This window comes from Bradyrhizobium sp. Pa8, from assembly GCF_052588265.1.
In genome coordinates this window covers 4497992-4522998 of record NZ_CP176767.1, presented here as the reverse complement: position 1 = coordinate 4522998, position 25007 = coordinate 4497992, and the positions used below count along the sequence as shown (strand labels likewise).

The 25007-nt window shown below is 64.3% G+C and carries 25 protein-coding genes and 1 pseudogene; 11 read left to right on the top strand and 15 right to left on the bottom strand.

Annotated features, from left to right (window positions below; genetic code table 11):
- Positions 1 to 425: 425 nt before the first annotated feature.
- On the top strand, positions 426 to 1208 hold the full coding sequence (locus ACKWRH_RS20485) for an outer membrane protein (protein ID WP_028161268.1): 783 nt from the start codon (positions 426 to 428) through the stop codon (positions 1206 to 1208).
- 68 nt (positions 1209 to 1276) lie between these two features.
- On the opposite strand, the gene ACKWRH_RS20480 is transcribed toward ACKWRH_RS20485, so the two are convergent.
- The gene (locus ACKWRH_RS20480; protein ID WP_445222064.1) at positions 1277 to 1927 is read right to left on the bottom strand and encodes a hypothetical protein; all 651 of its coding nucleotides are present in this window, start codon (positions 1925 to 1927) and stop codon (positions 1277 to 1279) included.
- Positions 1928 to 2066: 139 nt separating this feature from the next.
- Between ACKWRH_RS20480 and ACKWRH_RS20475 the strand changes: the two genes are divergently transcribed.
- Positions 2067 to 2252, top strand: a complete 186-nt coding sequence (locus tag ACKWRH_RS20475; RefSeq protein ID WP_445222063.1) for a hypothetical protein — start codon at positions 2067 to 2069, stop codon at positions 2250 to 2252.
- 21 nt (positions 2253 to 2273) lie between these two features.
- Entirely contained in the window at positions 2274 to 3044 is a 771-nt protein-coding gene (locus tag ACKWRH_RS20470) for an SDR family NAD(P)-dependent oxidoreductase (protein ID WP_445222062.1), read from the top strand.
- A gap of 89 nt (positions 3045 to 3133) precedes the next feature.
- On the opposite strand, the gene ACKWRH_RS20465 is transcribed toward ACKWRH_RS20470, so the two are convergent.
- Both ACKWRH_RS20465 and ACKWRH_RS20460 read right to left on the bottom strand, forming a co-directional pair.
- Complete coding sequence (locus ACKWRH_RS20465) at positions 3134 to 3901, bottom strand: outer membrane protein (RefSeq protein WP_445222061.1); 768 nt, start codon at positions 3899 to 3901, stop codon at positions 3134 to 3136.
- A 179-nt stretch (positions 3902 to 4080) separates the two neighbouring features.
- Positions 4081 to 5340: an FAD-dependent oxidoreductase gene (locus tag ACKWRH_RS20460; RefSeq protein WP_445222060.1), complete on the bottom strand. Its 1260-nt coding sequence runs from the start codon at positions 5338 to 5340 to the stop codon at positions 4081 to 4083.
- 121 nt (positions 5341 to 5461) lie between these two features.
- Between ACKWRH_RS20460 and ACKWRH_RS20455 the strand changes: the two genes are divergently transcribed.
- The gene (locus ACKWRH_RS20455; RefSeq protein WP_354243502.1) at positions 5462 to 5746 is read left to right on the top strand and encodes a hypothetical protein; all 285 of its coding nucleotides are present in this window, start codon (positions 5462 to 5464) and stop codon (positions 5744 to 5746) included.
- A gap of 49 nt (positions 5747 to 5795) precedes the next feature.
- Here the strand turns inward: ACKWRH_RS20455 and ACKWRH_RS20450 are convergent, their stop codons facing one another.
- The gene (locus tag ACKWRH_RS20450) at positions 5796 to 7316 is read right to left on the bottom strand and encodes a caspase family protein (RefSeq protein WP_354075571.1); all 1521 of its coding nucleotides are present in this window, start codon (positions 7314 to 7316) and stop codon (positions 5796 to 5798) included.
- 201 nt (positions 7317 to 7517) lie between these two features.
- Here ACKWRH_RS20450 and ACKWRH_RS20445 point away from each other — a divergent pair, with 201 nt between their 5' ends.
- The 4 genes and pseudogenes from ACKWRH_RS20445 (at position 7518) to fabA (ending at position 12217) form a co-directional block, all read left to right on the top strand.
- Positions 7518 to 8513: a helix-turn-helix domain-containing protein gene (locus ACKWRH_RS20445; RefSeq protein ID WP_445222059.1), complete on the top strand. Its 996-nt coding sequence runs from the start codon at positions 7518 to 7520 to the stop codon at positions 8511 to 8513.
- Between the two features lie 300 nt (positions 8514 to 8813).
- Complete coding sequence (locus tag ACKWRH_RS20440) at positions 8814 to 10349, top strand: DEAD/DEAH box helicase (protein WP_445222058.1); 1536 nt, start codon at positions 8814 to 8816, stop codon at positions 10347 to 10349.
- 165 nt (positions 10350 to 10514) lie between these two features.
- A complete protein-coding gene (locus ACKWRH_RS20435) occupies positions 10515 to 11582 on the top strand; it encodes a GGDEF domain-containing protein (RefSeq protein ID WP_445222057.1) in 1068 nt (355 codons plus the stop codon).
- A 104-nt stretch (positions 11583 to 11686) separates the two neighbouring features.
- Positions 11687 to 12217: pseudogene (fabA, locus tag ACKWRH_RS20430) on the top strand (bifunctional 3-hydroxydecanoyl-ACP dehydratase/trans-2-decenoyl-ACP isomerase).
- Positions 12218 to 12248: 31 nt separating this feature from the next.
- Here the strand turns inward: fabA and ACKWRH_RS20425 are convergent.
- The 8 genes from ACKWRH_RS20425 to ACKWRH_RS20390 all read right to left on the bottom strand — a co-directional run bounded on the left by ACKWRH_RS20425 (position 12249) and on the right by ACKWRH_RS20390 (position 19796).
- Positions 12249 to 12689: a TfoX/Sxy family protein gene (locus ACKWRH_RS20425; RefSeq protein WP_445222056.1), complete on the bottom strand. Its 441-nt coding sequence runs from the start codon at positions 12687 to 12689 to the stop codon at positions 12249 to 12251.
- A gap of 164 nt (positions 12690 to 12853) precedes the next feature.
- On the bottom strand, positions 12854 to 13252 hold the full coding sequence (locus ACKWRH_RS20420; protein WP_080586712.1) for a HesB/IscA family protein: 399 nt from the start codon (positions 13250 to 13252) through the stop codon (positions 12854 to 12856).
- 49 nt (positions 13253 to 13301) lie between these two features.
- Positions 13302 to 13673 carry an SUF system Fe-S cluster assembly protein gene (locus ACKWRH_RS20415; protein ID WP_014495549.1) on the bottom strand — a complete coding sequence of 124 codons (372 nt, stop codon included), beginning with the start codon at positions 13671 to 13673 and terminating at the stop codon, positions 13302 to 13304.
- Entirely contained in the window at positions 13670 to 14917 is a 1248-nt protein-coding gene (locus tag ACKWRH_RS20410; RefSeq protein WP_445222055.1) for a cysteine desulfurase, read from the bottom strand. The genes ACKWRH_RS20415 and ACKWRH_RS20410 overlap by 4 nt, the downstream gene beginning before the upstream one ends.
- On the bottom strand, positions 14914 to 16218 hold the full coding sequence (gene sufD, locus ACKWRH_RS20405) for a Fe-S cluster assembly protein SufD (protein WP_445222054.1): 1305 nt from the start codon (positions 16216 to 16218) through the stop codon (positions 14914 to 14916). The genes ACKWRH_RS20410 and sufD overlap by 4 nt, the downstream gene beginning before the upstream one ends.
- A gap of 11 nt (positions 16219 to 16229) precedes the next feature.
- Positions 16230 to 16982: a Fe-S cluster assembly ATPase SufC gene (gene sufC / locus ACKWRH_RS20400; RefSeq protein WP_028161255.1), complete on the bottom strand. Its 753-nt coding sequence runs from the start codon at positions 16980 to 16982 to the stop codon at positions 16230 to 16232.
- Between the two features lie 62 nt (positions 16983 to 17044).
- Complete coding sequence (gene sufB, locus ACKWRH_RS20395) at positions 17045 to 18541, bottom strand: Fe-S cluster assembly protein SufB (RefSeq protein WP_014495553.1); 1497 nt, start codon at positions 18539 to 18541, stop codon at positions 17045 to 17047.
- Positions 18542 to 18656: 115 nt separating this feature from the next.
- On the bottom strand, positions 18657 to 19796 hold the full coding sequence (locus ACKWRH_RS20390) for a cysteine desulfurase family protein (protein WP_445222053.1): 1140 nt from the start codon (positions 19794 to 19796) through the stop codon (positions 18657 to 18659).
- A 345-nt stretch (positions 19797 to 20141) separates the two neighbouring features.
- Here ACKWRH_RS20390 and ACKWRH_RS20385 point away from each other — a divergent pair, with 345 nt between their 5' ends.
- Both ACKWRH_RS20385 and ACKWRH_RS20380 read left to right on the top strand, forming a co-directional pair.
- Complete coding sequence (locus ACKWRH_RS20385) at positions 20142 to 20789, top strand: alpha/beta hydrolase (RefSeq protein WP_014495555.1); 648 nt, start codon at positions 20142 to 20144, stop codon at positions 20787 to 20789.
- A gap of 8 nt (positions 20790 to 20797) precedes the next feature.
- The gene (locus ACKWRH_RS20380) at positions 20798 to 21310 is read left to right on the top strand and encodes a DUF1697 domain-containing protein (RefSeq protein WP_445222052.1); all 513 of its coding nucleotides are present in this window, start codon (positions 20798 to 20800) and stop codon (positions 21308 to 21310) included.
- Here ACKWRH_RS20380 and ACKWRH_RS20375 read toward each other — a convergent pair.
- From ACKWRH_RS20375 to ACKWRH_RS20365, 3 genes are all read right to left on the bottom strand, one after another.
- Positions 21307 to 21630: a DMT family transporter gene (locus ACKWRH_RS20375; protein ID WP_208086618.1), complete on the bottom strand. Its 324-nt coding sequence runs from the start codon at positions 21628 to 21630 to the stop codon at positions 21307 to 21309. The two genes, ACKWRH_RS20380 and ACKWRH_RS20375, sit on opposite strands and share 4 nt — an antisense overlap.
- A 10-nt stretch (positions 21631 to 21640) precedes the next feature.
- A complete protein-coding gene (locus ACKWRH_RS20370; RefSeq protein WP_445222051.1) occupies positions 21641 to 22318 on the bottom strand; it encodes a glutathione S-transferase family protein in 678 nt (225 codons plus the stop codon).
- Between the two features lie 112 nt (positions 22319 to 22430).
- Complete coding sequence (locus ACKWRH_RS20365; RefSeq protein ID WP_445222050.1) at positions 22431 to 23534, bottom strand: anhydro-N-acetylmuramic acid kinase; 1104 nt, start codon at positions 23532 to 23534, stop codon at positions 22431 to 22433.
- A 164-nt stretch (positions 23535 to 23698) separates the two neighbouring features.
- On the opposite strand from ACKWRH_RS20365, the gene tyrS reads away from it, so the two are divergent.
- A complete protein-coding gene (gene tyrS / locus ACKWRH_RS20360) occupies positions 23699 to 24952 on the top strand; it encodes a tyrosine--tRNA ligase (protein ID WP_445222049.1) in 1254 nt (417 codons plus the stop codon).
- The last annotated feature ends 55 nt before the right edge of the window (positions 24953 to 25007 follow it).

The following is a 25007-nucleotide window of genomic DNA, read 5'->3' as shown; positions in this document are numbered from 1 at the left end:
AGTCTTCTGACGTCACGCAAAAAGCCCCGGCTACGGCCGGGGCTTTTTTGTTTGCGGCCCTTCGCGGAGGCGGCCGGCCAGGCCGCGTCCGTTGCCCGACTCATCTTGAGGCGGAACGACTCGGCCAACGACTCACCGGTGCCAAGGCTGGGGCAGGATTGCTACCATTTCGGACAGACCCGGATTTGCTAACGAGAAGTTACCTGAACTCGATCTTCGCAAAATGACGCAAACCATTGAGATATTAGAATTATTTCTGATTTCGACGATCTCGCCCGGAATCGCCGCCGAGCGGCGTTTCCCGGCGACTGTGCCTGTCCGGCAACAGCATTTCGATGGAAAGTGGCTATAGTCCGGGCATCAGATCAATCGGACTTCAGTGCGCTCGCGCCTGCCGGACAGACCAAAGCTTGGGGATTTTTAGAATGAAGAAGATTTTGCTCGCACTGACCGCGGTTGCCGCGATGACCGGTTCCGCCTCGGCGGCCGACTTGGCGGCCCGTCCCTACGTGAAGGCCCCGATGCCGGCGCCCGTCGCCAACTGGACCGGCTTCTACATCTTCGGCGGCGGCGGTGGCGGCCTCTCGAATGCCGATCAATCGATTGTCGACACTGTCAGCGGCACCCCGCTGACGATCACCCAGCGCCAGGGTGGCTCGGGCTGGTTCGGCACCGTGGGCGCCGGTTACGACTGGCAGTTCAGCGGCACCTGGGTCGCTGGTGTGTTCGCTGACGGTCAGTTCGGCAGCATCCGCGCCACCATCCAGGATCCGGGCAACAATATCACGGGCAACCAGAAGCTGGAAACCTCCTGGGCCGCTGGTGTGCGCCTCGGCTGGCTGGCCGCTCCGAACGTTCTCACCTACGTCAACGGCGGTTACTCGGGCGCTCACTTTGGCCAGACCAACTTCACGGACCTCGCCGGCGTTCCCGTCGGGGCCCACCTCAACAGCTACAACCGCAACGGTTGGTTCATCGGTGGTGGCGTCGAGAACAGCCTGAACTTCTTCGGCATCAGCTCGCCGGGCTGGTTCATGAAGACCGAGTATCGTTCGGCCTTCTACAACGCCAAGACCCAGGACGAGCTGTTCGACGTCAGCAATCTCCCGGTCGGCCAGAGCATCCGCGCCAACAGCTGGAACCAGACGATTTCGACCTCGCTGGTCTACCGCTTCAACTGGACCGGTCCGGTCGTCGCGAAGTACTGATCTGATCTGAACCAAAATTCAGACGTCAAAGCCCCGGCATTGTCCGGGGCTTTTTCGTTGCCGGATAGTCAGCGGCTGACGCTCGCCTTCAAGGACCGGTACGCCTCTCCAAGCTTGTTCTCGATCCCCGCCCAGTCGGTCTCGGTGATCGCCTCGCCCCGCGCATCGCGAAGCGCCATGGCCTCTGCCCGCGCGATGCCGAACTGCCTGATGCCGGAATCGTCCACGCTCCTGCCGTAGGTCAGCGCCGCCACGCCTGCGATGGTGAGGCCATAGTCGCGCGGGTCCGCCGCCTCGCGCCGCGCCTGCCACCAGTCAAGCTCGAGACGGGCGGCCTCGTGCGCGTCGAATGCCACGGGCGCGGCTAATGCAAAATCCCGGTAATATCCAACGAGCGCTGGCAGCGCCGCATCGGCTTCCCGGCGTGACCGCGTCGGCTGGAACCTCCTGGCGGCCCCGGCGGCGCCGAGCGCGATCTGCAAGCTTCCTAGCGGCGAAAAGCCGAACTGCGTCCGCGTCGATTCGTAGAGATGGTAGAACAGCGCGGCATAGCGCTTGTCGTAATAGTCGCGCCACATCGCGGTCTCGAGCCGCGCCATCTCGGCCGGATCGAACGCCCGCAGATCCGCACGCCGCGGAATGACGGCATAGGCCGCCACCAGTGCGGCCGCAGCCGCGATGCCAAGGGTGCTACCCAGGAGCATCTTCCGCACGGACATGGATCCTCCCAGCGGCCCTGCATCCGCAGCCATTGTATCCAAACCGAAGCTACGGCTAGTCTGGCGGGAAGTTTTCGTGACAAGCGGCGATCGTTGATGCCGTGGGCCACGACAGAAGCAGACCAGCGGGGAGGAATGCATGCGCAGATTTCTGCTGATCGCAGGCCTGTTTGCCCTCGCCGTCGGGTTGCTCTGGATCGGACAGGGAACGGGCACCGTCGCCTGGCCGCGGTCGAGCTTCATGGTCAACCAGTTGCAATGGGCCGGCTATGGCGCAGCCATGGCCGGCTTCGGACTGGTCCTGGTCTGGCAGAGCAACCAATAGAAGAAACCAGGGAATACAAATATGACATCCAACCGGTTCGATCTCCGCGGCAAAGTCGCGATCGTCACAGGGGGCAATGGCGGCATCGGTCTTGGCCTCGCCCATGGACTCGCCGATGCCGGCGCCGATATCGCCGTGGTCGGACGCAACGCAACCAAATCGGCCGCCGCCGTCGCCGATCTCAGACAGCGCGGCGTGAAGGCGATTGCCGTCACCACCGACGTGACCGACAAGGCGGCGGTCGCGGCCATGATCGACCGCGTCGTCAAGGAGCTCGGCCGGATCGACATCCTCATCAACAATGCCGGCATGAGCATCCGCAAGCCGCCGCACGAGCTCGAGCTCGACGAATGGAACAAGGTGATCGACACCAATCTCACCAGCGCCTTCGTGTGCTCGAAGCTCGCCTATCCGGCGCTGAAGGCGTCGGGCAACGGCAAGGTGATCAACATCGGCTCGATGATGTCGATCTTCGGCGCGAGCTTCGCCACCGCCTATGCGGCGAGCAAGGGCGGCATCGTGCAGTACACGCGCGCGTGCGCTAATGCGTGGGCGCCCGACAACATCCAGGTCAACGCCATCCTGCCGGGCTGGATCGACACCGACCTCACCCGCGGCGCGCGGCAGCAGGTCTCGGGACTGCATGAGCGCGTGCTGGCGCGCACGCCCGCGGGACGCTGGGGCGACATCGACGACTTCGCCGGCATCGCCGTGTTCCTCGCCTCGCCCGCCTCCAACTTCGTCACGGGCACTGCGATCCCCGTCGACGGTGGATTCTCCGTGATGGCGTAAGCTTGGCTGCGGCCGACAAAAAAGCCCCGGACAGAGCCGGGGCTTTCAGTTGGCCGTACTTTTTTAGCTTCAGTCGTTCGTTGACGTGCTCAGTAGCGCGCGATGACCGGTGCGTCGAACTTGTAGCTCGCGCGCACGACGGCCCACTGGATATCGCGCGGCTTGGCATCGAAGGTGTAGTTACCCGAGGTGCCGCCGAGCTGATAGGTCTGGCTGCCGAAGGCCGCGTAATTGTACTCGAGACCGACGATCCAATTGCGGGTGATGCCGTATTCCCAGCCGGCGCCGACGGTCCAGCCGTTGGCCCAGTGGGTCTGACCGCCCGAGCCCGTCGAGGGCGCAACGGTGTCGCTGACGTTGAGACGGTTGTTCACGCCGGCATAGCCGCCCTTGATGTAGAACAAATTGTTCTGCACCGCGAAGCCGGCGCGGCCGACGACGGTCGCGAGCACGTTGGCGCGCCAGGTGAAGATATCGTCAGCGGCGCCGAAGACGGTGTTGACGACCGTACCCTTGTTGTCGAGGCCGGAGATCGTGCCTTCCATGCCGAACACGTAGTTGTTTGCCTGCCAGTTGTAGCCGATCTGGGCGCCACCCATGATGCCGGCGCCACGCTGGCGATAGCCCTGGCCCGGAACGAGATCGCCGAACGGCGCGCCGGTCCCGTTGTTGATGAACTGCTCGTTGGTCCATGCGCCACCGATGTGGCCGCCGACATAGAAACCGGTCCAGTTGAACAGCGGCTCCGCATAGGCGGGCGCCTTCGTGTAGCGCGCACCGAGATCGGCGGCTGAAGCAGTGCCGGTCGAAACCAGAGCGGTCGTGCAGGCGAAGGCGGCAATCAATTTGTTACGCATGGTACACCCCGTGTCCTTTGATGGGTGCACGGTCACACGCAGGTCTTACTCAAATTTGAATCAAGAAAGTTAAGACGCCGGATTGGCAAGCGGCGCGACGTGAATCCGTTTGCGCTGTTGCACGCACGCAACGCGCGGCGCGCGATTTAACGCCGCGTTATCCCTACCGACCTCCTGCACTACGATGCCGGCGCGGCGTTCGACTGCACGTGCTCGGGCCGCACGCCGAGCGCAATCAGGCGCGCCGGAATACCCTGGAGCCATGGCAGCGCAGTGATCAGGCGCACGACCAGCGGCACCTTCAGTGGCCGATCGCCGCCCTGCAGGGCACCGCTGATGATGTTGTTCTGCACGATCACCTGCATTCGCTGAGTCATCCTCACCGGGAATTCGCGGCGTCGGCGCACGGCATCGAGTTCATTCTCGGTTGGGCAGCCCTGCCGAAGCTTGTCGGCCAGCAAATTGGCGGTCGCGACCGCATCCTGCACGGCGAGATTGACGCCGACGCCGCCGACCGGCGACATCGCATGCGCGGCATCGCCGATGAGAAGCAGGCCCGGCCGCGTCCAGCGCGCCAGGCGGTTGATCGCGACGGTGAGCAGCTTGAAATCGTCAAAGCTCTTTATATCGGCAATGCCGGATCGAAGGATCGGCGCCATGCGCACGACGTCGCCGAGCAGCGCCTGCAATCCCCTCGCCTTCACCGCCTCGTATTGTCCCTTCGCGATGACATAGGCGCACTGCCAATAGTCGCCGCGGTCGAACGTGACCATCATCTTTCCGGGCTCGACGCGCGCGAACAGGTTCTCGGTCTCGTCCGCCTTGCGGCCGACGCGGAACCACAGCACGTCCATCGGCGCGCCGATCTCCTCGACACGGAGCCCCGCACGCTCGCGCACCGTCGAATGCCGGCCATCGCAGGCAATGGTGAGATCGGCTTCGATATCGATCAGCCCCTCCGGCGTCATCGCACGCACGCCGGCGACGGTCTCGCCGCGGCGGATCAGATCGACGGCTTCCGTATTCATCATCACCTTGAGCGAGGCGAAGCGCTGGCCGGCCTCGCGCAGGAAATTCAGGAAGTCCCATTGCGGCATGAAGGCAATGAACGGGTACTTGGTGCGGAGCCGGCGGAGATCGGCGATCCGCACGGGCGTGCCGCCAAACAGGCCGTCCATCATCTGCAGGCGCTGGTGCGGCAGCTTCAGGAACCCATCGATCAGGCCGAGCTCGTCCATCACCTGGAGCGTCGAGGGATGCACGGTGTCGCCGCGAAAGTCGCGGAAGAAATCCGCATGCTTCTCCAGCACCACGACGTCGATGCCGGCGCGTCCCAGCAGATAGCCAAGCATCATGCCGGCCGGCCCGCCGCCAACGATGCAACACCGGGGTCTCACGGAGTGACGCACGGTGTGGTCTGGGGTATCAGATTCCGTCATCAACGCCTCGCTTACAACTTTAGTACTCTGTGCAGTGCAGCAAGCCGGAATTGGTTTGCCGCAATGCCGAATGGCCAGTAGCGTTGCTGATGATTTCGATTGATTTCAGGATGATCCCGCGTTGCGCACCATACTGATAGTGCTTGGCATCTGGCTGCTGATCAACGTGCTTTTCGTCGTGATCATGCTGCCGCCGCGCAAGCCGCGGAAGCCGGATCCTCAGGACGCAGGCACGCTCGCGCCGGCGCGGATCGACCAGAACGGCTATCCGTTCGAGGAACAGGAGAAGGTCCTGCTTCGCCATGTCGTCATCTCGATCGCCATGGGGACGTTCTTCTCGCTTGCGCCGCCCTTGATGGAAGCGATCGACTCCATCAAGCGCTACATCGGAAAGCGTCGCGGCTAGTTCCCCGCGCCAACTGCGCTCGCCGCCCAACAATGGAACCGCAGACCGCTCAGTTGTTGCTGCGGTTCGCGGCCCGAAAACTCTTGATCTCCGACACGCTGCCGTCGCGGTAGGTCAGTTCCACCGAGACGAACTGCGTAGCCGGGGCAAGCTTCATGTAGAGCGGCATGCCGGCGCTGATCGCGCTGGGATCGCGCATGTCGCAGCCCGGCATCTTCAACACCTGGTTCGGAACGGCGGTGTCGATACCGATGCGCACCTCGCGGATGGCGCAGCGGTAGGACACGAGGTGCGTGTAGTAGACGAGCAGGCCGTTGAACTCGCGGAATGACAGCCAGCTCGTCGCGGTCATGTCGAGGATCTTGCGCTGGTCGCGGATCAGCGCGGCCTCGGGATCGAACCTGATCGGGAATGGCCCCTGCATGTCGCCGGACTGATCGACATAGCGGACCTCGATGGTGCCTGCCTGCGCATCCGGCGGCAATTCGATCGACGGGTTCGGCATCCGCTTGCGCGTGCGCGGATCGAGCGTGTCGATGAAGCCGGTCTCGCGGAAATCGCCATTGCCGGCCATGCGCCAGGAAATGCCGAGCGTCGGGTCGGCGAAGGAGAACACCACGCTCCAGCCGCCATTGTGCCGCGAGAAGCTGGCGATCGGCGCGTTGGTGGTCTCTTCCTTCGGCACGCGCGGTACCGACACCGGCGGAAGAGCCGCGAGCTTCTGCGGCGCCGGATCGGCCGGGCGCGCAGCGGCCGTCGCGTCCTTGGCAACGCCGCTGAGGAAGACGTCGTCGACCATCTGGTCGAAATAGACCGGCACCTGCCGGTGCTTGACGGTGTCGGCCATCTCGCTGACGAGACGGCGGGTGCGCTGCGCCACCTGGACCAGGTTCTCGCCGGGCTGGAGCAGCTCCTTGGCGAAGGTGCGCGTGAACACCGAATTGGGATTGGCGTCGTCGTTGGAGAGACGATCGAGTGCGGTCTGGCGGGGACCTGCGGAGAACACCGAGAACACGCCTTCGGGCAGCTGCACCATCGGCGCGAGGCCGCCGCCGCCGGCGACCGCGCGGGTGCCTTTGCGCTCGAACGGGTTGTTGCGGCAGGCGTCGAACACCAGGATCGACGTGCGCGCCTTCTTGTTCTGAAGGCGCTCGACGATGCGGTCGGCCAGGATGGAAGCGTCGCGCACCAGCTCCTCCTGCCCCTCGGTCGCCGCCGGTACGTCAGTCGGCAGCAGGTAGTTCTGGCCCGCGATCTCGAAGCCGTGGCCGGCGTAGAAGAAGAATGCGGTGTCGCCGGGCTCGATCGCCCTGTCGAACGCGAGCAGCGTCTCGGAGAATTGCTGCCGGCTCTGGTTCTCGGCGACCATCACCGAGAAACCGAGCTGCTTCAGCGTATCACCCATGGTACGGGCGTCGTTGACCGCCTTGAGGAGCTTGGGGACGTTCCTGTAGTCGTTGTTGCCGACGACGAGCGCAACGCGCTTCTCGGCGTGTGCGGGCAGCGCGAAGCCGCTCAGGCTCACCGCAAGGCCAAGGGCCGCCAGAATTCTGAAAAGCCGACGCGTCATCGTAAAATTCCCGTTGCAGAACGGCGCTCCGCCGGCCCCCTCGAGCAGCGATTCATTGGAACCCTCTGCCGTTGATGATAGTCGGTCCAGCCATGTCCACGGTTCAACGCCGAGAGCCCTCGGGTTCCGTCATCAGGACTATGGCAGATTCCTTCGGAATCTGCTTTTTTCTAGGCAGTTGCGCTGCAAGCGGGGGCTGCCGTGTATCGATGGTGTACTGACGAGGTCGAGCCGCATGACCGGTTCGACTATTGGCGCGAGGTCCGGTCCAAGGGCCTGTTCGGCGTCACCGCCGAACTCGAGCGCGAACGCCGCGCGGACTTCTACGGCGAATTCTCGCTGCGCGAGCTCGGCGGCGGTGGCCTCGTCGAGCTGAAGGCCTCGCACTACACGGTCGAGCGCAGCAGCTCCGACATCGCCTACGCGCCCGGCGACAGCATCTGTGTCTACCAGCAGCTCGGCAGCGGCGGCTGGTTCGGCGGCATGCGCACCGGCGACTTTGCGATCGCCAACGGCAGCTTTGCCACCAGCCATACCGACCAGCCATACCGCACCGCGCCGCTCGGCGCAGGCGGCTTCCATCTGCGTATCCTGAAGATCCCCGTGAGCAGCCTCTCCACGCAGGACAGGCGCATGCGCGAGCTTGCGCCTCGGACCTTCAACGATCCCAGCCTGGCGCCCCTGCTCGGCGCCTGCTTCGCCGACCTCAATGAGGCCGCCGCGGGCGATGACGGCGCCACTGATGCGACCTCAATCGCCCAGGCCTCCCTGGATCAAGCCTCGCGCGTCCAGGCCTTGGCTTATCTGGCCCTGATCGAGCGCGGGATCGTGCGGCCCGGTAGCCGCCGTGGGCAGGCCGCGCTGCGGACCGCCCGGCTCTCGCAGGCGCGTCGCCTGATCGCGCGCCATCTGCAAGACCCCGGTCTGGCGCCGACGATGGTGGCCGACCAGCTCAGCGTGTCCGTGCGTCACCTGCACATGCTGTTCGAAACCGCAGCGAAGAGCTTTTCGCAGACCGTGACGGACGAACGCCTGAAACAGAGCCGCCGCCTGATGCGCGAGGCGCCGGACCGGCTGATCGCTGATATCGCGACCTCCTGCGGCTTCGAGAGCCTGGCGACCTATTACCGGGTCTTCAACGCCGCGTACGGAATGGCCCCCGGCGATTTCCGGGCGCAGGGCCCGGAAGGGCGTTAGCCGTCCCTCCGGCCGCTATCGCCCGGTTAACGGTGGAAGCGGAAAACCCCAGCCGGGCCCGCTATTTGGGCAAAAACCTCAGGTTTTTTAGGGTCTTCCCGCGCCCGCTCCATTGACTTTGGCCGATTCCCGCCTATGTTCCGGGGCGACGCGGCTCAGATCGAAGACCGATTCTTGAGCCTTGCGCTTTGTTCGCGTGAGTCAGCACCCCCAGCTTCTTTGAGAGCGCGCCGTTTCGGGGTGGAACGCGACAGCCTTAATTACCCTCGATTCCGAACGGCGGTTTCGACCAGAGGCTCAATGTCCTTTTCAAATCTCGGACTGTCCGAAAAAGTCCTCGCCGCAGTGGCGGCCACCGGTTACACCACCCCCACCCCCATTCAGGAACAGGCGATCCCCCACGTCCTCGCACGCAAGGACGTGCTCGGCATCGCCCAGACCGGCACCGGCAAGACCGCGGCCTTCGTGCTGCCGATGCTCACCATCCTCGAAAAGGGTCGCGCCCGCGCGCGCATGCCGCGCACGCTGATCCTGGAGCCGACCCGCGAACTCGCGGCGCAGGTGAAGGAAAACTTCGACCGCTACGGCGCCGGCCAGAAGCTCAACGTCGCCCTGCTGATCGGCGGCGTTTCCTTCGGCGACCAGGATGCCAAGCTGACGCGCGGCGTCGACGTGCTGATCGCCACCCCCGGCCGCCTGCTCGACCACACCGAGCGCGGCGGCCTCCTGCTGACCGGCGTCGAGCTGCTCGTCATCGACGAAGCCGACCGCATGCTGGACATGGGCTTCATTCCCGACATCGAGCGCGTCTGCAAGCTCGTCCCGTTCACGCGGCAGACCCTGTTCTTCACCGCGACCATGCCGCCGGAAATCCGGCGCATCACCGAGACCTTCCTGCACAATCCGCAGAAGGTCGAGGTCTCCAAGCCCGCCACCACCGCCGTGACCGTCACGCAGTCACAGGTGCCTGCGGGGCGCGAGGCGCACGAGAAGCGCGAACTGCTTCGCCGCCTGCTGCGCGAGGCCAAGGATCTCAAGAACGCGATCATCTTCTGTAATCGCAAGCGCGAGGTCGCGATCGTTCACAAATCGCTCCAGAAGCACGGCTTCAGCGTCGGCGCCTTGCACGGCGACATGGACCAGCCGGCCCGCATGGCGGCGCTCGAACAATTCCGCAAGGGTGAGCTGCCGCTGCTGGTCGCCTCCGACGTCGCCGCCCGCGGCCTCGACATTCCCGAAGTCAGCCACGTCTTCAATTTCGACGTCCCCCATCATCCAGACGACTACGTCCATCGCGTCGGCCGCACCGGCCGTGCTGGCCGCACCGGTACCGCGATCTCGATCGTGACGCCGCTCGACCAGAAGTCGATGGTGGCGATCGAGAAGCTGATCGGCCAGAACATTCCGCGCGCCGAGGGCGATTACGAGATCCACGCAGAAGCCGGCGATGCGACCGAGCGCCCGCGCGAGCAGCGCGGCCGCGAGCGTTCGCGCGGCGGACGCGGCAAGCCGCAGCGCGGCGGTCGCGACCGTGAGCGCAGCCACGAGCCGCGCGAACCGCGTGGCGAGGCAAGACACGCTTCCGAAACAAGGCCTTCAGCCGAAACAAGGCCCGCTCCCGAGGCGAGGCCCGCGCGCGAGCCGAGGCCTCCGCGTGAAGCCAGGCCATCATCCGAGCCGCGTCATGGTTCGCGCCAGCAGGCCAATGCATCGCATGTGCCGTCGATCGGCCGCCCCGAGCCGCGCCGCCAGCGCGAGGCCGATACCGAGCCCGGCGATCACTCGCACCTTCCGGCGTTTCTGCTCCGGCCAGTGCGTTCTCCCGCCGGCGCCTGACGCGCCGGCGCGATTCAGCTCCGGTTGAGCTGAGCCGTCTCACACTTTTTCTGATGCATTCGCAAACGTCTGTTTACAGAGCGTTCACGATCGTCCGTTAGCCTACGAACATAATTTAAGCATTGCTGCGGTCGATGGCGCACCGACCGCTGTGGGGTATGTTCAGTGGTCAAGGTGCTCGACGAACACGAACGCACGATGGCGTTCGCCGAAGTTGCTCTCGGTCAGATCCGTTCGCTTCGACAGACCGCAATTCCCCGCAATTACGAGATCTGGTACGTCTACGCCACCGGCTATAACGCACCGCTCAACAAGATCATCAACGAGACGCTGGCGCGCCACGGCAAGCTGACCGAAGGCGATCTCGAGCAGATCTACGAGACCTATCTTTCCCACATCAAGACCACCGACCGCATCGACAAGGTCGGCGCACGCGTCATCGGCGAGATCGACGACGTGATGACGGTGCTGAACGAAGCGCTCGGGATGACCGGCTCCTACGATGCCAGCCTGTCGGGTGCGACCGAGCAACTGTCGGCGGCCAAGAGCCGCGACCAGATCAAGTCGATCGTCGAGACGCTGCTGCGGTCGACCAGCGAGATGCGCGAGACCAACAAGGCGCTGGAAGACCGCCTGACCCTGTCCAAGAACGAGATCAGCAATCTCCAGCAGAGCCTGGAGGCGATCCGCGCCGAGAGTCTGACCGATCCGCTGACGGGGTTGGGCAATCGCAAATATTTCGATCGCATGATCGGCATGGCCGTGCAGAGCGCGCTCGCCTCGGGCGAGCCGCTGTCGCTGCTGCTGTTCGACATCGATCATTTCAAATCGTTCAACGATTCCTACGGCCATCTCACCGGCGACCAGGTGTTGCGGCTGGTCGGCCTGTCCATGAAGCAGACCATCAAGGGACAGGACATCACCGCGCGCTACGGCGGCGAGGAATTCGCGGTTCTGCTGCCCAACACGGCGCTGCGCCAGGCCCTCACCGTTGCAGATCACATCCGCCGCGCCGTGATGGCGAAGGAATTGAAGAAGAAATCGACCGGCGAGATCCTCGGCCGCGTCACCATCTCCGTCGGCGTCTCCATGCTCAGGCAGGGCGACGACCCCGACGCGCTGATCGAGCGTGCGGATGCCTGCCTCTATGCCGCCAAGCGCAACGGCCGCAACCGCGTGATCTGCGAGGCCGATCCGGAGTTCGCGATCGAGTCGCACAGCCGGGTGGCCTGACGCCGAAGCAGCGCACCGAAGAAGCGGCCGGCGCTTGACATTCCAACCCGCCGAACGACATCTTCCCCGCCGCCTGACTGCGAGCGTCGAGAGGACTTGTCGTCATGCCCAATCCCCATGACTTTCACACACCGCAACCGTCCTACACCAGGGACGAATTGCTGAGATCGAGCGACGGCGGCTATTTCGGCCCGGGCAACGCGCAATTGCCGGCCCCGCCGATGCTCATGATGGATCGCATCACCGAGATCAGCCTGGACGGCGGCGGGTTCGGCAAGGGCCACATCGTCGGCGAGCTCGATATCGTGCCCGGCCATTGGTTCTTCGATTGCCACTATCGCGGTGACGCGATGATGCCGGGAAGCCTCGGACTGGATGCGATGTGGCAGATGATCGGCTACTGACTCGGCTGGTCGGGTTCACCGGGCAAGGGCCGCGCCATCGGCGTCGGCGAGGTCGAAGCTACGGGATTGGTCACACCGGAGACGCGACGCGTGCGCTACGAGGTCGCCATGCGCATGGTCCGGCGCGGCAAGCTGGTGCTCGGGATCGCCGACGGTCGCGTGCTGGCCGACGGCGTCAGTGTCTTCATCGCCAAGGACATGAGGGTCGGACTGACCAAGGCGGTGGACTGAACCTAACGGTGGGCACGCTTCCGCCTTCGCTCTACGAGCTACGGCGGACGAGTCGCTTTGCCCCCCTACGAACCGCCTTCTTGGCTGCTTGTTTCTTCGCGGGTTTGCGCACCACTTTCTTGGTTGCTGCCTTCTTCCCCTTGGGCTGCTTCCTCACCTTGGCCCGCTGGGCGGCGGCGAGCGCTGCCCTCGCCCATTGCGCAAGCTCCTCGGAATCGTCGAACAGGCGCGCCGGCAGTTCCCAATAGGAATTCACCAGCACGGTTTTGGCGCGGGTCGAGTACTGGAACGGCTTCGAGCCTTCCGCTTCAAAGCCCGGGATGGTGACCTCGTCGGCGCGGAAGAACAGGCCCGCGCGCAAGGCGAGCGCGAAGTTGATACCGTCGGCCGAGATGCCGTAGCCGGAAAACATCTTGCGGATGGTGACGGGGCCGAAATCGGCGAACAGGTCGATCAGGAATTCGCGGTCCATGGCCCAACTCTCCCCCAGCGTCGTCCCCGCGAAAGCGGGGACCCATAGCCCCAGGGAGAAGTTTAGCGAAGACTGTCAGTCGTGCCAGCTCCGGTACTGGCACCTCCCGCTAAAGATAGATCACGCGGTATGGGTCCCCGCGTTCGCGGGGACGACAGTCGGGCCTACCCGTCGATCTTGGCCGGGCGCAACTCGACCGACTCGCCGCAGCCGCAGGCGGAGACCTGGTTGGGGTTGTTGAAGACGAACTGGGCCTGCATCTTGTCGGCCTTGTAGTCCATCTCGGTACCAAGCAGGAACAGCACGGCCTTGGGATCGACCAGGATCTTGACGCCCTTGTCCTCGACGACCTCGTCGGTCGGGCGGACATCGTGGGCGTATTCGACCGTGTAGGACTGGCCGGCACAGCCGCCGTTCTTCACGCCGACGCGCAGACCCACGATCTCGGAATCGGCGCGGCTCGTCAGCTCGCTGATGCGCTGGGCCGCGGCATCCGTCAGCCGCATCACCTGCGGGCGCGGCCGCCGGGGCTTTGGTGTCGAAGCTGGTGTTGCCTGGGTCATGTTATCTATGTGGTCCGTTGCGGAGCGAATTCAATGCGAGCTGAGACCGTCACCACATGTTGAGCACGAGGCGGGCCTCGTCGCTCATGCGTTCCGGCGACCACGGCGGCTCCCAGACGACCTTGACGTCGACCACGCCGACGCCGGGGACGCTGGCGACCGCGTTCTCGACCATGGTCGGCAGCTCGCCGGCGGCCGGGCAGTTCGGCGTCGTCAGCGTCATCTGGACGTCGACCGAGCGGTCGTCCTTGATCTCGACCTTGTAGATCAGGCCGAGCTCGTAGATGTCGGCCGGGATCTCCGGATCGAACACGGTCTTGAGGCCCGCGATGATCTCGGTGGTGAGACGCTCGGTCTCCTCAGGCGGCAGCGCCGACTGGGTCTCCATCGGATTGGCTTTGACTTCGGCCGTGTCACTCATGCGAACAAATCCCGCGCCTTCAACAGCGCCTGTGCCAGATGGTCGACTTCTTCCCGCGTATTATACATGCCGAACGACGCCCGGCAGGTGGCGGTCACGTTGAACCGCTCTAAAAGCGGCATCACGCAATGGGTGCCGGCGCGCACGGCGATGCCCTGGCGGTCGATCACGGTGGCGACGTCGTGGGCGTGAGCGCCCTTGAGCTCGAAGGAGATCACCGGGCCCTTGCCCCGGGCGGTTCCGATCAGCCGCAGCGAGTTGATCTCGCGCAGCCGGTCCTGGGCATAGGTGGTGAGATCGTGCTCGTGGGCGGCGATGCGCTCCTTGCCGATCGAATTGACGTACTCGATGGCCGCGCCAAGGCCCACGGCCTCGACGATCGCGGGCGTGCCTGCCTCGAACTTGTGGGGGGGATCGCCATAGGTGACGATGTCGCGCGAGACCTCGCGGATCATCTCGCCGCCGCCGTTATAGGGACGCATCGCGACGAGGTGATCGTACTTGGCCCAGAGGATGCCGATGCCGGTCGGCCCGTAGACCTTGTGGCCGGTAAAGACGTAGAAATCGCAACCGAGATCCTGGACGTCGACAGGCAGATGCACCGCACCCTGGCTGCCGTCGACCAGCACCGGAATGCCGCGCGCATGCGCGATCTTCACAACGTCCTTGATCGGGACAATGGTGCCGAGCGCGTTCGACATCTGTGTGATCGCGACCAGCTTGGTCTTCGCGGTCAGCAGCTTCTCGAACTCGTCGATGAGGAAGTTACCCTCGTCATCGACCGGCGCCCACTTGATCACCGCGCCCTGGCGTTCCCTGAGGAAGTGCCACGGCACGATGTTGGAGTGGTGCTCCATGATCGAGATGACGATCTCGTCGCCTTCCCCAACGTTCGGCCCGCCCCAGGACGACGCGACCAGATTGATCGCCTCCGTCGCGTTGCGGGTGAAGATCACTTCCTCGGTTCGCGGCGCGTTGATGAACTGTGCAACCTTGGTGCGGCCGCCCTCATAGGCTTCCGTCGCGGCGTTGGCGAGGTAATGCAGGCCGCGATGCACGTTGGCGTATTCGCTCGTATAGGCCTGCGTCATGCGGTCGAGCACGGCGCTCGGCTTCTGCGCCGAGGCGGCGTTGTCGAGATAGACCAGCGGCCTGCCGTAGACCTGCATGGCGAGCGCCGGAAAGTCCTGGCGCACGCGCGCGACGTCGTAGGCTCCGTTCTTGACTGCGGGATGTGTGCTCATTGGCGCCGCTCCAGCCAGCGCTCGGCGATGCCGATCACGTGTTCGCGCAAGCCGTCATCGGCGATCTGCTCGATCGCTTCGCCCACGAATGCCTGGATCAGCAGCGCCTGGGCCTGCTTCTCCGGCAGACCGCGCGCCTTCAGATAGAACAGCAGGCTGTCGTCGAGCGCGCCGGCAGTGGCGCCGTGGCCGCAGGAGACGTCATCGGCGAAGATCTCGAGCTCCGGCTTGTTGTCGGCCTCGGCTTCGTCCGAGAGCAGCAGCGCCCGGGTCATCATCTTGCCGTCGGTCTTCTGCGCATCGGGACGGACGATGATGCGGCCCTGGAACACCGAATGGGCGCGATCGTCGATCACCGCGCGGAAGACCTCGCGGCTGACGCAGTTCGGCACGGCATGATCGACCACCAGCGTGGTGTCGCCGTGCTCGGTCTTCTGGAGCAGGTTCACGCCGTTGATGGAGAGATCGCTGCCCTCGCCTGCCAGCGTGATGAAGCCCTGGAGGCGGCTGACGGCAGCGCCAGTCGTCATGTTGAAGAAATTGAGCTTCGTGTTCGCGCCGACCGTGACGAATTGCGAGGTCACGTTCACTGCGTCGGGCGCATCGTCCAACAGGCGGATATGCGCGACGTCGGCATTGTCGCCGACCGAGATGATGACGGCGTCGTTGACCTGGTAGGCCTTGGCGCCGGCCGCCACAAAGCTCTCGATGATGTTGGCGCGAGCGCCGTTCCCGACCGCGATCTGTGAACGGCTGAAAGCCGACGCTGACGAAGCGGTCGCGATGTGGATGATCTGGATCGGCGCGGACAGCTGCGCGCCGTCGGCGATCGACAGCACGACACCGTCGGTTGCCAGCGCCGCATTCAGTGCGATCACGGCATCGGTGGCCGCGGTCTTCAGGAGACCGGCGTCCTTCTCCAGCGCTTCCCGCAGGGTCTTGAGGCCCGCCTCAGAGGCAAGCGCCTTGACGTCGGACAGATCGGCCGCGAACACGCCGTCGACCAGCACCAGCTTGCGAGCACCGGCGATCGCGTGCGCCTTGACGGCATCCGCGGCACGCTTCAACGCGGCCGCATCGGGGCTGGCTGCAAGCGGCAGCACCTCGCCGACCAGCGCACGCAGATCGGTATATTTCCATTCCTCGATCCGGCGATGCGGCAGGCCGAGACGCTCATAGGCCTCGAACGCCTCGCGGCGTACAGTGATCACAGAAGGCGAACCCGGCAGGCGGCCTTCGGCGCTGGCGAAGAGATCGCTCACCGCGCGGCCGTTTCCGGTCTTTGCCACAGCAACGTTCATCCTAAAATTCCTTACGCGGCATCCTCGAACTGGGCGTAACCAGACGCTTCCAGCTCCAGCGCCAAGTCCTTGCCGCCGCTCTTCACGACACGGCCCTTCGACATCACGTGCACGACATCGGGCACGATGTAGTTCAGCAGCCGCTGATAATGGGTGATGACGACCATCGCGCGCTTGGGCGAGCGCAGCGCGTTGACGCCGTCGGCCGCAATGCGCAGCGCGTCGATGTCGAGGCCCGAATCCATCTCGTCGAGGATGCACAGGCTCGGCTCGAACAGCGCCATCTGCAGCACCTCGTTGCGCTTCTTCTCGCCGCCGGAGAAGCCGACATTGACGCCGCGCTTGAGCATGTCCTGCGGGATGTTCAGCGACTTCGAGACCTCGCGGACCTTCCTCAGGAAGTCCGGGGTCGAATATTCGCTCTCGCCGCGCGCCTTGCGCTGCGCGTTCAGTGCGGTGCGCAGGAAGGTCATGGTGGCGACGCCGGGAATCTCGACCGGATACTGGAACGCCAGGAACACACCCTTCGCGGCGCGCTCGTTGGGGTCCATCTCCAGAAGGTCCTCGCCCTTGAACAGGATCTGGCCGTCAGTAACTTCATAGCCGGGCTTGCCGGCGATGACGTGAGAGAGCGTCGATTTGCCGGAGCCGTTCGGCCCCATGATCGCGTGAACCTCGCCCTCGTTCACGGTCAGCGTCAGCCCGTGGAGGATCTCACGCTCCTCGACACGAACCTTCAAATCCTTCACTTCAAGCAAAGCCATCTTGGTGTCCAGTCTATTCAAATGATGCATGGAGCGCCGTAGCGCACCGCGAGGGTCGGCGATTAGCCGACCGACCCTTCAAGCGAGATCGAGATCAGCTTCTGCGCTTCCACCGCGAATTCCATCGGCAGTTGCTGAAGCACGTCCTTGACGAAACCGTTGACGACGAGGCCGACAGCTTCTTCCTGGCTGAGGCCGCGCTGGATGCAGTAGAACAGCACGTCCTCGGAGATCTTCGAGGTCGTGGCCTCGTGCTCGAACGTCGCCGAGGAGTTCTTGGCCTCGATATACGGCACGGTGTGCGCGCCGCATTTGTCGCCGATCAACAGGGAATCGCAGGCGGTGAAATTACGCGCGCCGGTCGCTTTCCGGTGCGCGGTGACCAGACCGCGATAAGTGTTCTGCGACTTGCCGGCGGCGATGCCCTTGGAGATGATCCGGCTCGACGTGTTCTTGCCGAGATGGATCATCTTGGTGCCCGAATCGACCTGCTGGAAGCCGTTCGAGATCGCGATCGAGTAGAACTCACCGCGCGAATTGTCGCCGCGCAGGATGCAGCTCGGATACTTCCAGGTGATCGCCGAACCGGTTTCGACCTGGGTCCAGGAGATCTTGGAATTGTTGCCGCGGCAGTCGCCACGCTTGGTGACGAAATTGTAGATGCCGCCCTTGCCTTCCGAATTGCCGGGGTACCAGTTCTGGACCGTCGAATATTTGATCTCGGCATCGTCATGCGCGACGAGCTCGACCACGGCCGCGTGCAGCTGGTTCTCGTCGCGCTGCGGCGCGGTGCAGCCTTCGAGATAGGAGACGTAGGAGCCCTTGTCGGCGATGATCAGCGTGCGCTCGAACTGGCCGGTGTTGCGCTCGTTGATGCGGAAATAGGTCGACAGCTCCATCGGGCAGCGCACGCCCGGCGGCACGTAGACGAACGAGCCGTCGGAGAACACCGCCGAGTTCAGCGTCGCGTAGAAATTGTCCGAGGTCGGAACCACCGAGCCCAGATATTTCTGCACCAGCTCGGGATGCTCGCGGATCGCCTCCGAAATCGGCATGAAGATCACGCCGGCCTTCTTCAGCTCGGCCTTGAACGTGGTCGCAACAGAGACCGAATCGAAGACAGCATCGACCGCGATCTTGCGCCGGGCCGGATCTTCCTCTCCGGGCTTCGGCTCGACGCCTTCGAGCATGGCGACTTCCCGCAAGGGAATGCCGAGCTTCTCGTAGGTCTTGAGAATCTCCGGATCGATCTCGTCGAGCGAGGTGACCGTCTTCTTCGGCTTCGGTGCCGCGTAATAATAGAGGTCCTGGAAGTCGATCTTGGGATAGTCGACGCGCGCCCAGGTCGGCTCGGTCATGGTCAGCCAACGCCGATAGGCCTCGAGCCGCCACTGGAGCATCCAGGCGGGTTCGTTCTTCTTCTCGGAGATGAACTTGACGGTCTCTTCCGACAATCCCTTGGGGGCCTTGTCGGACTCGATCAGGGTTTCAAACCCATAACGATACTGATCGACGTCGATGCGCTTCACGCGCTCGACCGTCTCTTGCACGGCTGGCATTCTATCCTCCGCTCGCGGTTTCAAGGACCGCGGTGGATCACAAACTTGGACGAGTATTACGATGTTTTTCGGCAGAAAGCACGTGCTTAGAACCGTTCAAGCCGTGTTTCGTCGCTTAGACTCTAAGTAGGGTATTACCAAGCTTTCGCCAAGCCTCTAACGCCCTGTTGATGTCATCTGGTTCCGTGGACCAGCCCAGACTGAGACGCACCGCTCCCTGGGCAACGGTGGCATCATACCCCATCGCCGACAGCACGTGAGACGGCTGCACTTTGCCTGATGAACAGGCTGAGCCCGAGGACACAGCCACGCCTTCGAGATCGAAGCCGATCACGGCGGTTTCGGCCTTCAGGCCGGGGGCCGTGAAAAGGATGGTATTCGGCAACCGCTTGATGTCATCCGAGAAGATCATCGCCCCGGCAATCCCGCGGATACCATTTTCCAAGGAATCTCTGAGGGTTGCCATTCGCTCCGTATCCTCTGGCAGAGCCTCAAGGGCAGCTCTCACCGCTGCCCCGAAGCCGGCGATGCCAGCGACATTCTCGGTTCCCGCGCGGCGGCTCAGCTCCTGTCCGCCGCCCCGCAGCACGGGTTCCAGTCCAGCGATCCCCTCCGCCAGGACCAGCGCGCCGACGCCCTTGGGGCCGCCGATCTTGTGCGCGGAAAAGGTCGCAAGGTCTGCGTCCATAGCCTTGATATCGAACGGGATTTTCCCTAGCGCCTGGATCGCATCGACGTGCAGGAGCCCCCCCGCCTCGTGGACGATCCCTGCGGCTTCTGCGATCGGCTGAATTGCGCCGGTCTCGTTGTTCGCAGCCATGATGGAGACCAGCGCCGGCGGGCCGTCACCGAGCAACGCCTTCAGACGGTCGAGGTCGATGATGCCGGCGCGTGTGACCGGGATCTGGTTGACCTTGTCCGCTGGGAACCGACCGCCTGACAGCACCGAGGCATGCTCCACAGCCGAGACCAACAGGCGCTCGACAGGGCCGCCGGACGGCCCTCGCAGACCGGGCGACAGCGCCAGCGCATTGGCCTCGGTTCCGGCTGAGGTGAAGACGACGTTCCTTGGCAATGCACCGACGGCCGCTGCGAGCGTGGCGCGGGCTTCCTCGACCAGCCGGCGCGCCTCGCGCCCCTCGGCATGAACCGAGGACGGATTGCCGACCAGCTCCCAGGCTGCAAGCATCGCGGTCCGCGCCTCGGCGCGCAGCGGCGTGGTCGCATTCCAGTCGAGATAGACACGGCTCGGCATGAGGTATTATATTACTCCATGGATCGGGCTGGTGTGCCCTCCTAGAGCCCGACATGGGCCCCCGTGGAGCGCTTGGCAACTCGATTCCGAATCCCCCACCGCGCAATGACGCCGCCATGACACGCTAACATCTTGAGCCCATTGCGGGATGTTCAAGATGCTTGCTTTTTGACCCTCGCCTCATGTTAGAACGCCCGCGTCAGTTCACCGCGCGCCGCTCGCGCACCATCCGAGGGCGCCGCTCCACTCTTCCATTCGCGGTTTGATCGGCACAGCAGTCGATGAAGTCCGCACAATCGGTTGATTGCTGAAGAGCGTCTTCAAGGGATCAATCAAGAGATCATCATGCCTGAAGTCATTTTCACCGGCCCTGCTGGCCGTCTCGAAGGCCGCTATCACCCGGCCAAGCAGAAGAACGCGCCGATCGCGATGATCCTGCATCCGCATCCGCAGTTCCACGGCACGATGAACCATCAGATCGTGTACCAGTGTTACTACGCCTTCGCGCATCGCGGCTTCTCGGTGCTGCGCTTCAACTTCCGCGGCGTCGGCCGCAGCCAGGGCTCGTTCGACCACGGCACCGGCGAATTGTCGGATGCGGCCGCCGCGCTCGACTGGGCGCAGACCATCAATCCCGAAGCACGCGCCTGCTGGGTCGCCGGCTTCTCTTTTGGCGCCTGGATCGGCATGCAGCTGTTGATGCGCCGTCCCGAGGTCGAGGGCTTCATCTCGATCGCGCCGCCCGCCAATCTCTACGACTTCTCGTTCCTCGCGCCCTGCCCCTCGTCGGGCCTGATCGTGCATGGCGAGAAGGATGCGGTGGTGCCGCCCAAGGACGTCAACACGCTGGTCGAGAAGCTGAAGACGCAGAAGGGCATCGTGATCGACCAGCAGGTCATCCCCGGCGCCAATCACTTCTTCGACGCCAAGCTCGAGCCGCTGATGGAAACCATCACGGCCTATCTCGACATGCGCCTGGCCAACGTGCGCTAAGGCCTCAAATGGGCTCCTTCGTCGCCTTGCTGCGTGCCGTCAATGTCGGCGGCACCGGCAAGCTGCCGATGAGCGAGCTCAAGGCCATGTGCGAGGAGCTCGGCTTCGCCGCTGTGCGCACCTATATTGCGAGCGGCAACGTCGTCTTCACGAGCCGCAAGTCGGAAGCTGCAATCAAGACCGCCCTCGAAAAGCGCCTGCACGCCTACGCCGGCGCGCCGGTCGGGGTGCTCGTGCGTAGCGCCGCCGAGATGGCGCAAGTCTCGGCCGACAATCCTTTTCCAAAGGCTGCGCCCAACCGCACCGTCGCGATCTTTCTCGACAGGGCGCCTCCTGAAGACGCGCTTACCAGCATCCGCGGCCAGAAAAACGAAGAGCTCCGCCTCGGCCGCCGCGAGATTTACGTGCACTATGGCAACGGCATGGGGACGTCGAATCTCGTCATCCCCGCCGCCAAGACCGGCACCGCGCGCAACATGAATACCGTCGCAACGCTCGCGAAGATGGCCGCGGAGATCTAGGCCAGCTTGAGCGCGGCGATCCCTATCAGCACGAGCGCGATGCCGGCAAGCTTCATCGCACTCAAGGTCTCGCCGAACAGCACGACGCCCAGCAGGAAGGTGCCGGCCGCGCCGATGCCGGTCCACACCGAATAGGCGACGCCGACCTCCAGCACCTGCAAAGCGCGTCCGAGCAGGAAGACGAAGGCGGCAAGCAGCACCAGCGAGGCGATGCTCCAGCCTGCGCGCGTGTAGCCTTCCGCATATTTCATCGAGATCGCCCAGCCGACATCGAGCGCACCGGCGATCACCAGCATCAGCCAGGCCATGGATTGCGACATTGGCGTGCGCTCAGGCCGCGAGCTTCAGCAGATGCGCGTCGTGGCGTACCAGGAAGGCACGCAGCAATTGCGGATAGTCCGCGCCGACCGCGGTGCGCACGCTCGGACGTCTCGCAAGCTCGGCTCGCCACGCGCGGACCTTCGGCAGATCGCGGAAGATGCCGTGCTCGGTCAGTTCGTCGAACAGGTCGAAATAGCGGAAGATCGGGGCGAACACCGCATCCACGAGGCTGAACGCCTCGCCCGCGAAGTAAGGCCCTGCACCGAGTGCTGCCTCCACGCGCGCGAATTTCGCCGCAACCGCCTGGCGCTTGCTTTCGAACGTCGCCGGATCGGTCGTGGTCTCCAGACCCCAGAGGTCACCGAGGGTCGCCGAGCCGAACTCCATCCAGGCGCGATGCTCGGCGCGCTTCAACGGATCCGCCGGATGCAGCTTGAGGCCTGCCTGCGTCTCCTCGATGTATTCGCAGATCACGTTGCTCTCGAACAGCGCGACCTCGCCCTTCTCGGTCGCGACCACCAGCACAGGCACCTTGCCGAGCGGCGAGAGTTTCAGAAACCAGTCGGGCTTGTTGGCGAGATCGATGTCGATCCGTTCGAAGGGCACGCCCTTCTCGTTGAGCGCGATCACGGCGCGCTGCACATACGGGCAAAGCTTGTGGCTGATGAGTTTCAGTGAAGCGGTCATGGCAATGATCCCGGCGGTTTGATGCAACTGCATCCAATATAGATGCAAATGCATCCACACGTCAAGATCGATGCATTTGCATCAACCGGCCTTTGATCTCAAGGCCTGGACCTCACGGCCGCGCCATCACTCCGCCCGTCATCGGCATCGGCACGCCGGTGGTGGCGGGGTAGGACAGCGGCAGCCCCTTGAGGCCGCGGGCGGCCAGGAAGCCGAAGGCCTGCGCCTCGATGGCGTCGGAGGCCCAGCCGAGCGTCTCGGCGGCCTCGACGGTGGCCGAACCCACCCGTTCGCGCAGCATCCGCAGCATGGTGAGGTTGCGGGCGCCGCCACCGCAGACGATCCAGCTCCGCGGCCGCCGCGGCAGGAGCGAGATGATCCGGGCGATCGCCGCCGCGGTGAAGGCGGTCAGCGTCGCGGCGCCGTCGGCCGGCGGGACGTCGCCGAGCTTCAGCGCGGCAAAGTCGTTGCGGTCGAGCGATTTCGGCGGCGGAGCCGCGAAGAACGGCAGGTCCAGTGCCCGCGCGATCCAGGCTTCGTCCGCCTTGCCGAGCGCTGCGAACTTTCCCTCCGCATCGAAGGCCTGGTTCATGGTGCGATACATGAAATCGTCGAGCAGCGCGTTGCCCGGTCCGGTGTCGCAGGCGATTAGCGTGTCGTTGCCGTCGATATAGGTGATGTTGGAGACGCCGCCGATATTGACGACGACGATCGGTCCTTCGCGCTCCAGCGAATGGACGAGCGCCCGGTGGTAGACCGGCACGAACGGCGCGCCCTGCCCGCCGGCCTCGACGTCGGCGGCGCGGAAGTCGTGCATCACGGGGATATGGATCGCCCTGGCGAGCGCCGGCGCATCGCCGATCTGGACCGTCAGCCGCTTCTCGGGGCGATGCAGCACCGTCTGGCCGTGGAAGCCGACGATGTCGATGTCCTCCGGCTTCATCCGGTTCTGGGCGATGAAGGCGGCCACGGCCTCGGCATGGGCCAGCGTCACCGCGCGCTCGGCCTCGGCCAGAACGCCCGGGCGGGCGTCGCGTCGCGGCAGGTGCACGGCCTCGCTCAGCGCCTGGCGCAGCAGATTGCGCTCCGCCGGGCTATAGGCCCGGTAGCCGGACGGCCCGAACGCCTTCACTTGCTTTCCGTCGGTTTCGATCAGCGCGACATCCACCCCGTCCAGCGAGGTGCCGCTCATCAAACCGAGTGCCGTCAACATCATGGATCAGCGTCCTCAAGAGACCCCCTCCGGCATGCCGATCTTGTGCCAGAGGGACACATCTTATAATGCCACAGGCAAAGTGGCGGGTGGCAATCGAGTTCCCACGGAAGACCCTTAAATTGCACCCGAAACAGTAAACCAAGAATTGTCAGGCACGCCGACAGATGACTGCATTTAAATCGGATTTTCTCAACACCCTGCAGGAACGTGGATTCATCCACCAGTGCTCCGATTTCGAGGGGCTGGACGCGCTCGCCGTCAAGGGCGAAGCGACCACCTATGTCGGCTACGATTGCACCGCCCGCTCGCTCCACATCGGCAACTACCTGACCATGATGATGCTGCACTGGCTGCAGCAATCCGGCAACAAGCCGATCACGCTGATGGGCGGCGGCACCACCATGGTCGGCGATCCCTCCGGCAAGGACGAGACGCGCGCGATGCGCACCGTCGCCGAGATCGAGGCGAACAAGGAATCGATCCGCGGCGTGTTCGCAAAGGTGCTGCGCTACGGCGACGGCAAGAGCGACGCCGTCATGCTCGACAATGCGGAGTGGCTGACCAAGCTCAACTGGATCGAAATGCTGCGCGATGTCGGCCGGCATTTCTCGGTCAACCGCATGCTGACCATGGACTCCGTGCGGCTGCGCCTCGAGCGCGAGCAGGAGATGAGCTTCATCGAGTTCAACTACATGGTCTGCCAGGCCTACGACTTCGTCGAGCTCGCCAAGCGCACCGGTTGCAAATTGCAGATGGGCGGCTCGGACCAATGGGGCAACATCATCATGGGCGTCGATCTCGGCCGCCGCATGGGCACCCACCAGCTGTTCGCGCTGACGACACCGCTGCTGACCACGGCGTCCGGCGCCAAGATGGGCAAGACCGCGCAGGGCGCGGTCTGGCTCAACGCCGACCAGTTCTCGCCCTATGACTTCTGGCAATACTGGCGCAACACCGAGGACGCCGACGTCGGCAAATTCCTGAAACTGTTCACGACGCTGCCGATGGGCGAGATCAGGAAACTCGAGGCGCTCGGCGGCTCGGAGATCAACGAGGCCAAGAAGGTGCTTGCGACCGAGGCGACCGCGCTCTTGCACGGACGCGACGCAGCAAACCAGGCCGCTGAAACCGCGCGCCGCACCTTCGAGGAAGGCGCGCTGGCCGAAAGTCTGCCGACGGTGGAAATTCCGCGCGGCGAGCTGGACGCCGGCCTCGGCGTGCTCAACGCCTTCGTCAAGGCAGGCTTGGTTGCCTCCAATGGCGAGGCTCGGCGCCAGATCAAGGGCGGCGGTCTGCGCGTCAACGACGAGTCCGTCAGCGACGAGAAGATGGCGCTGTCGGCGGCCGATCTGACGCCCGAGGGCGTGATCAAGCTGTCCTTCGGCAAGAAGAAGCACGTCCTCATCCGGCCTGCATAGGCGTATGAGCTTTTGATGCTTGTCAGGGCGCGCCGAAGCGCGCTCCCTGACCGGC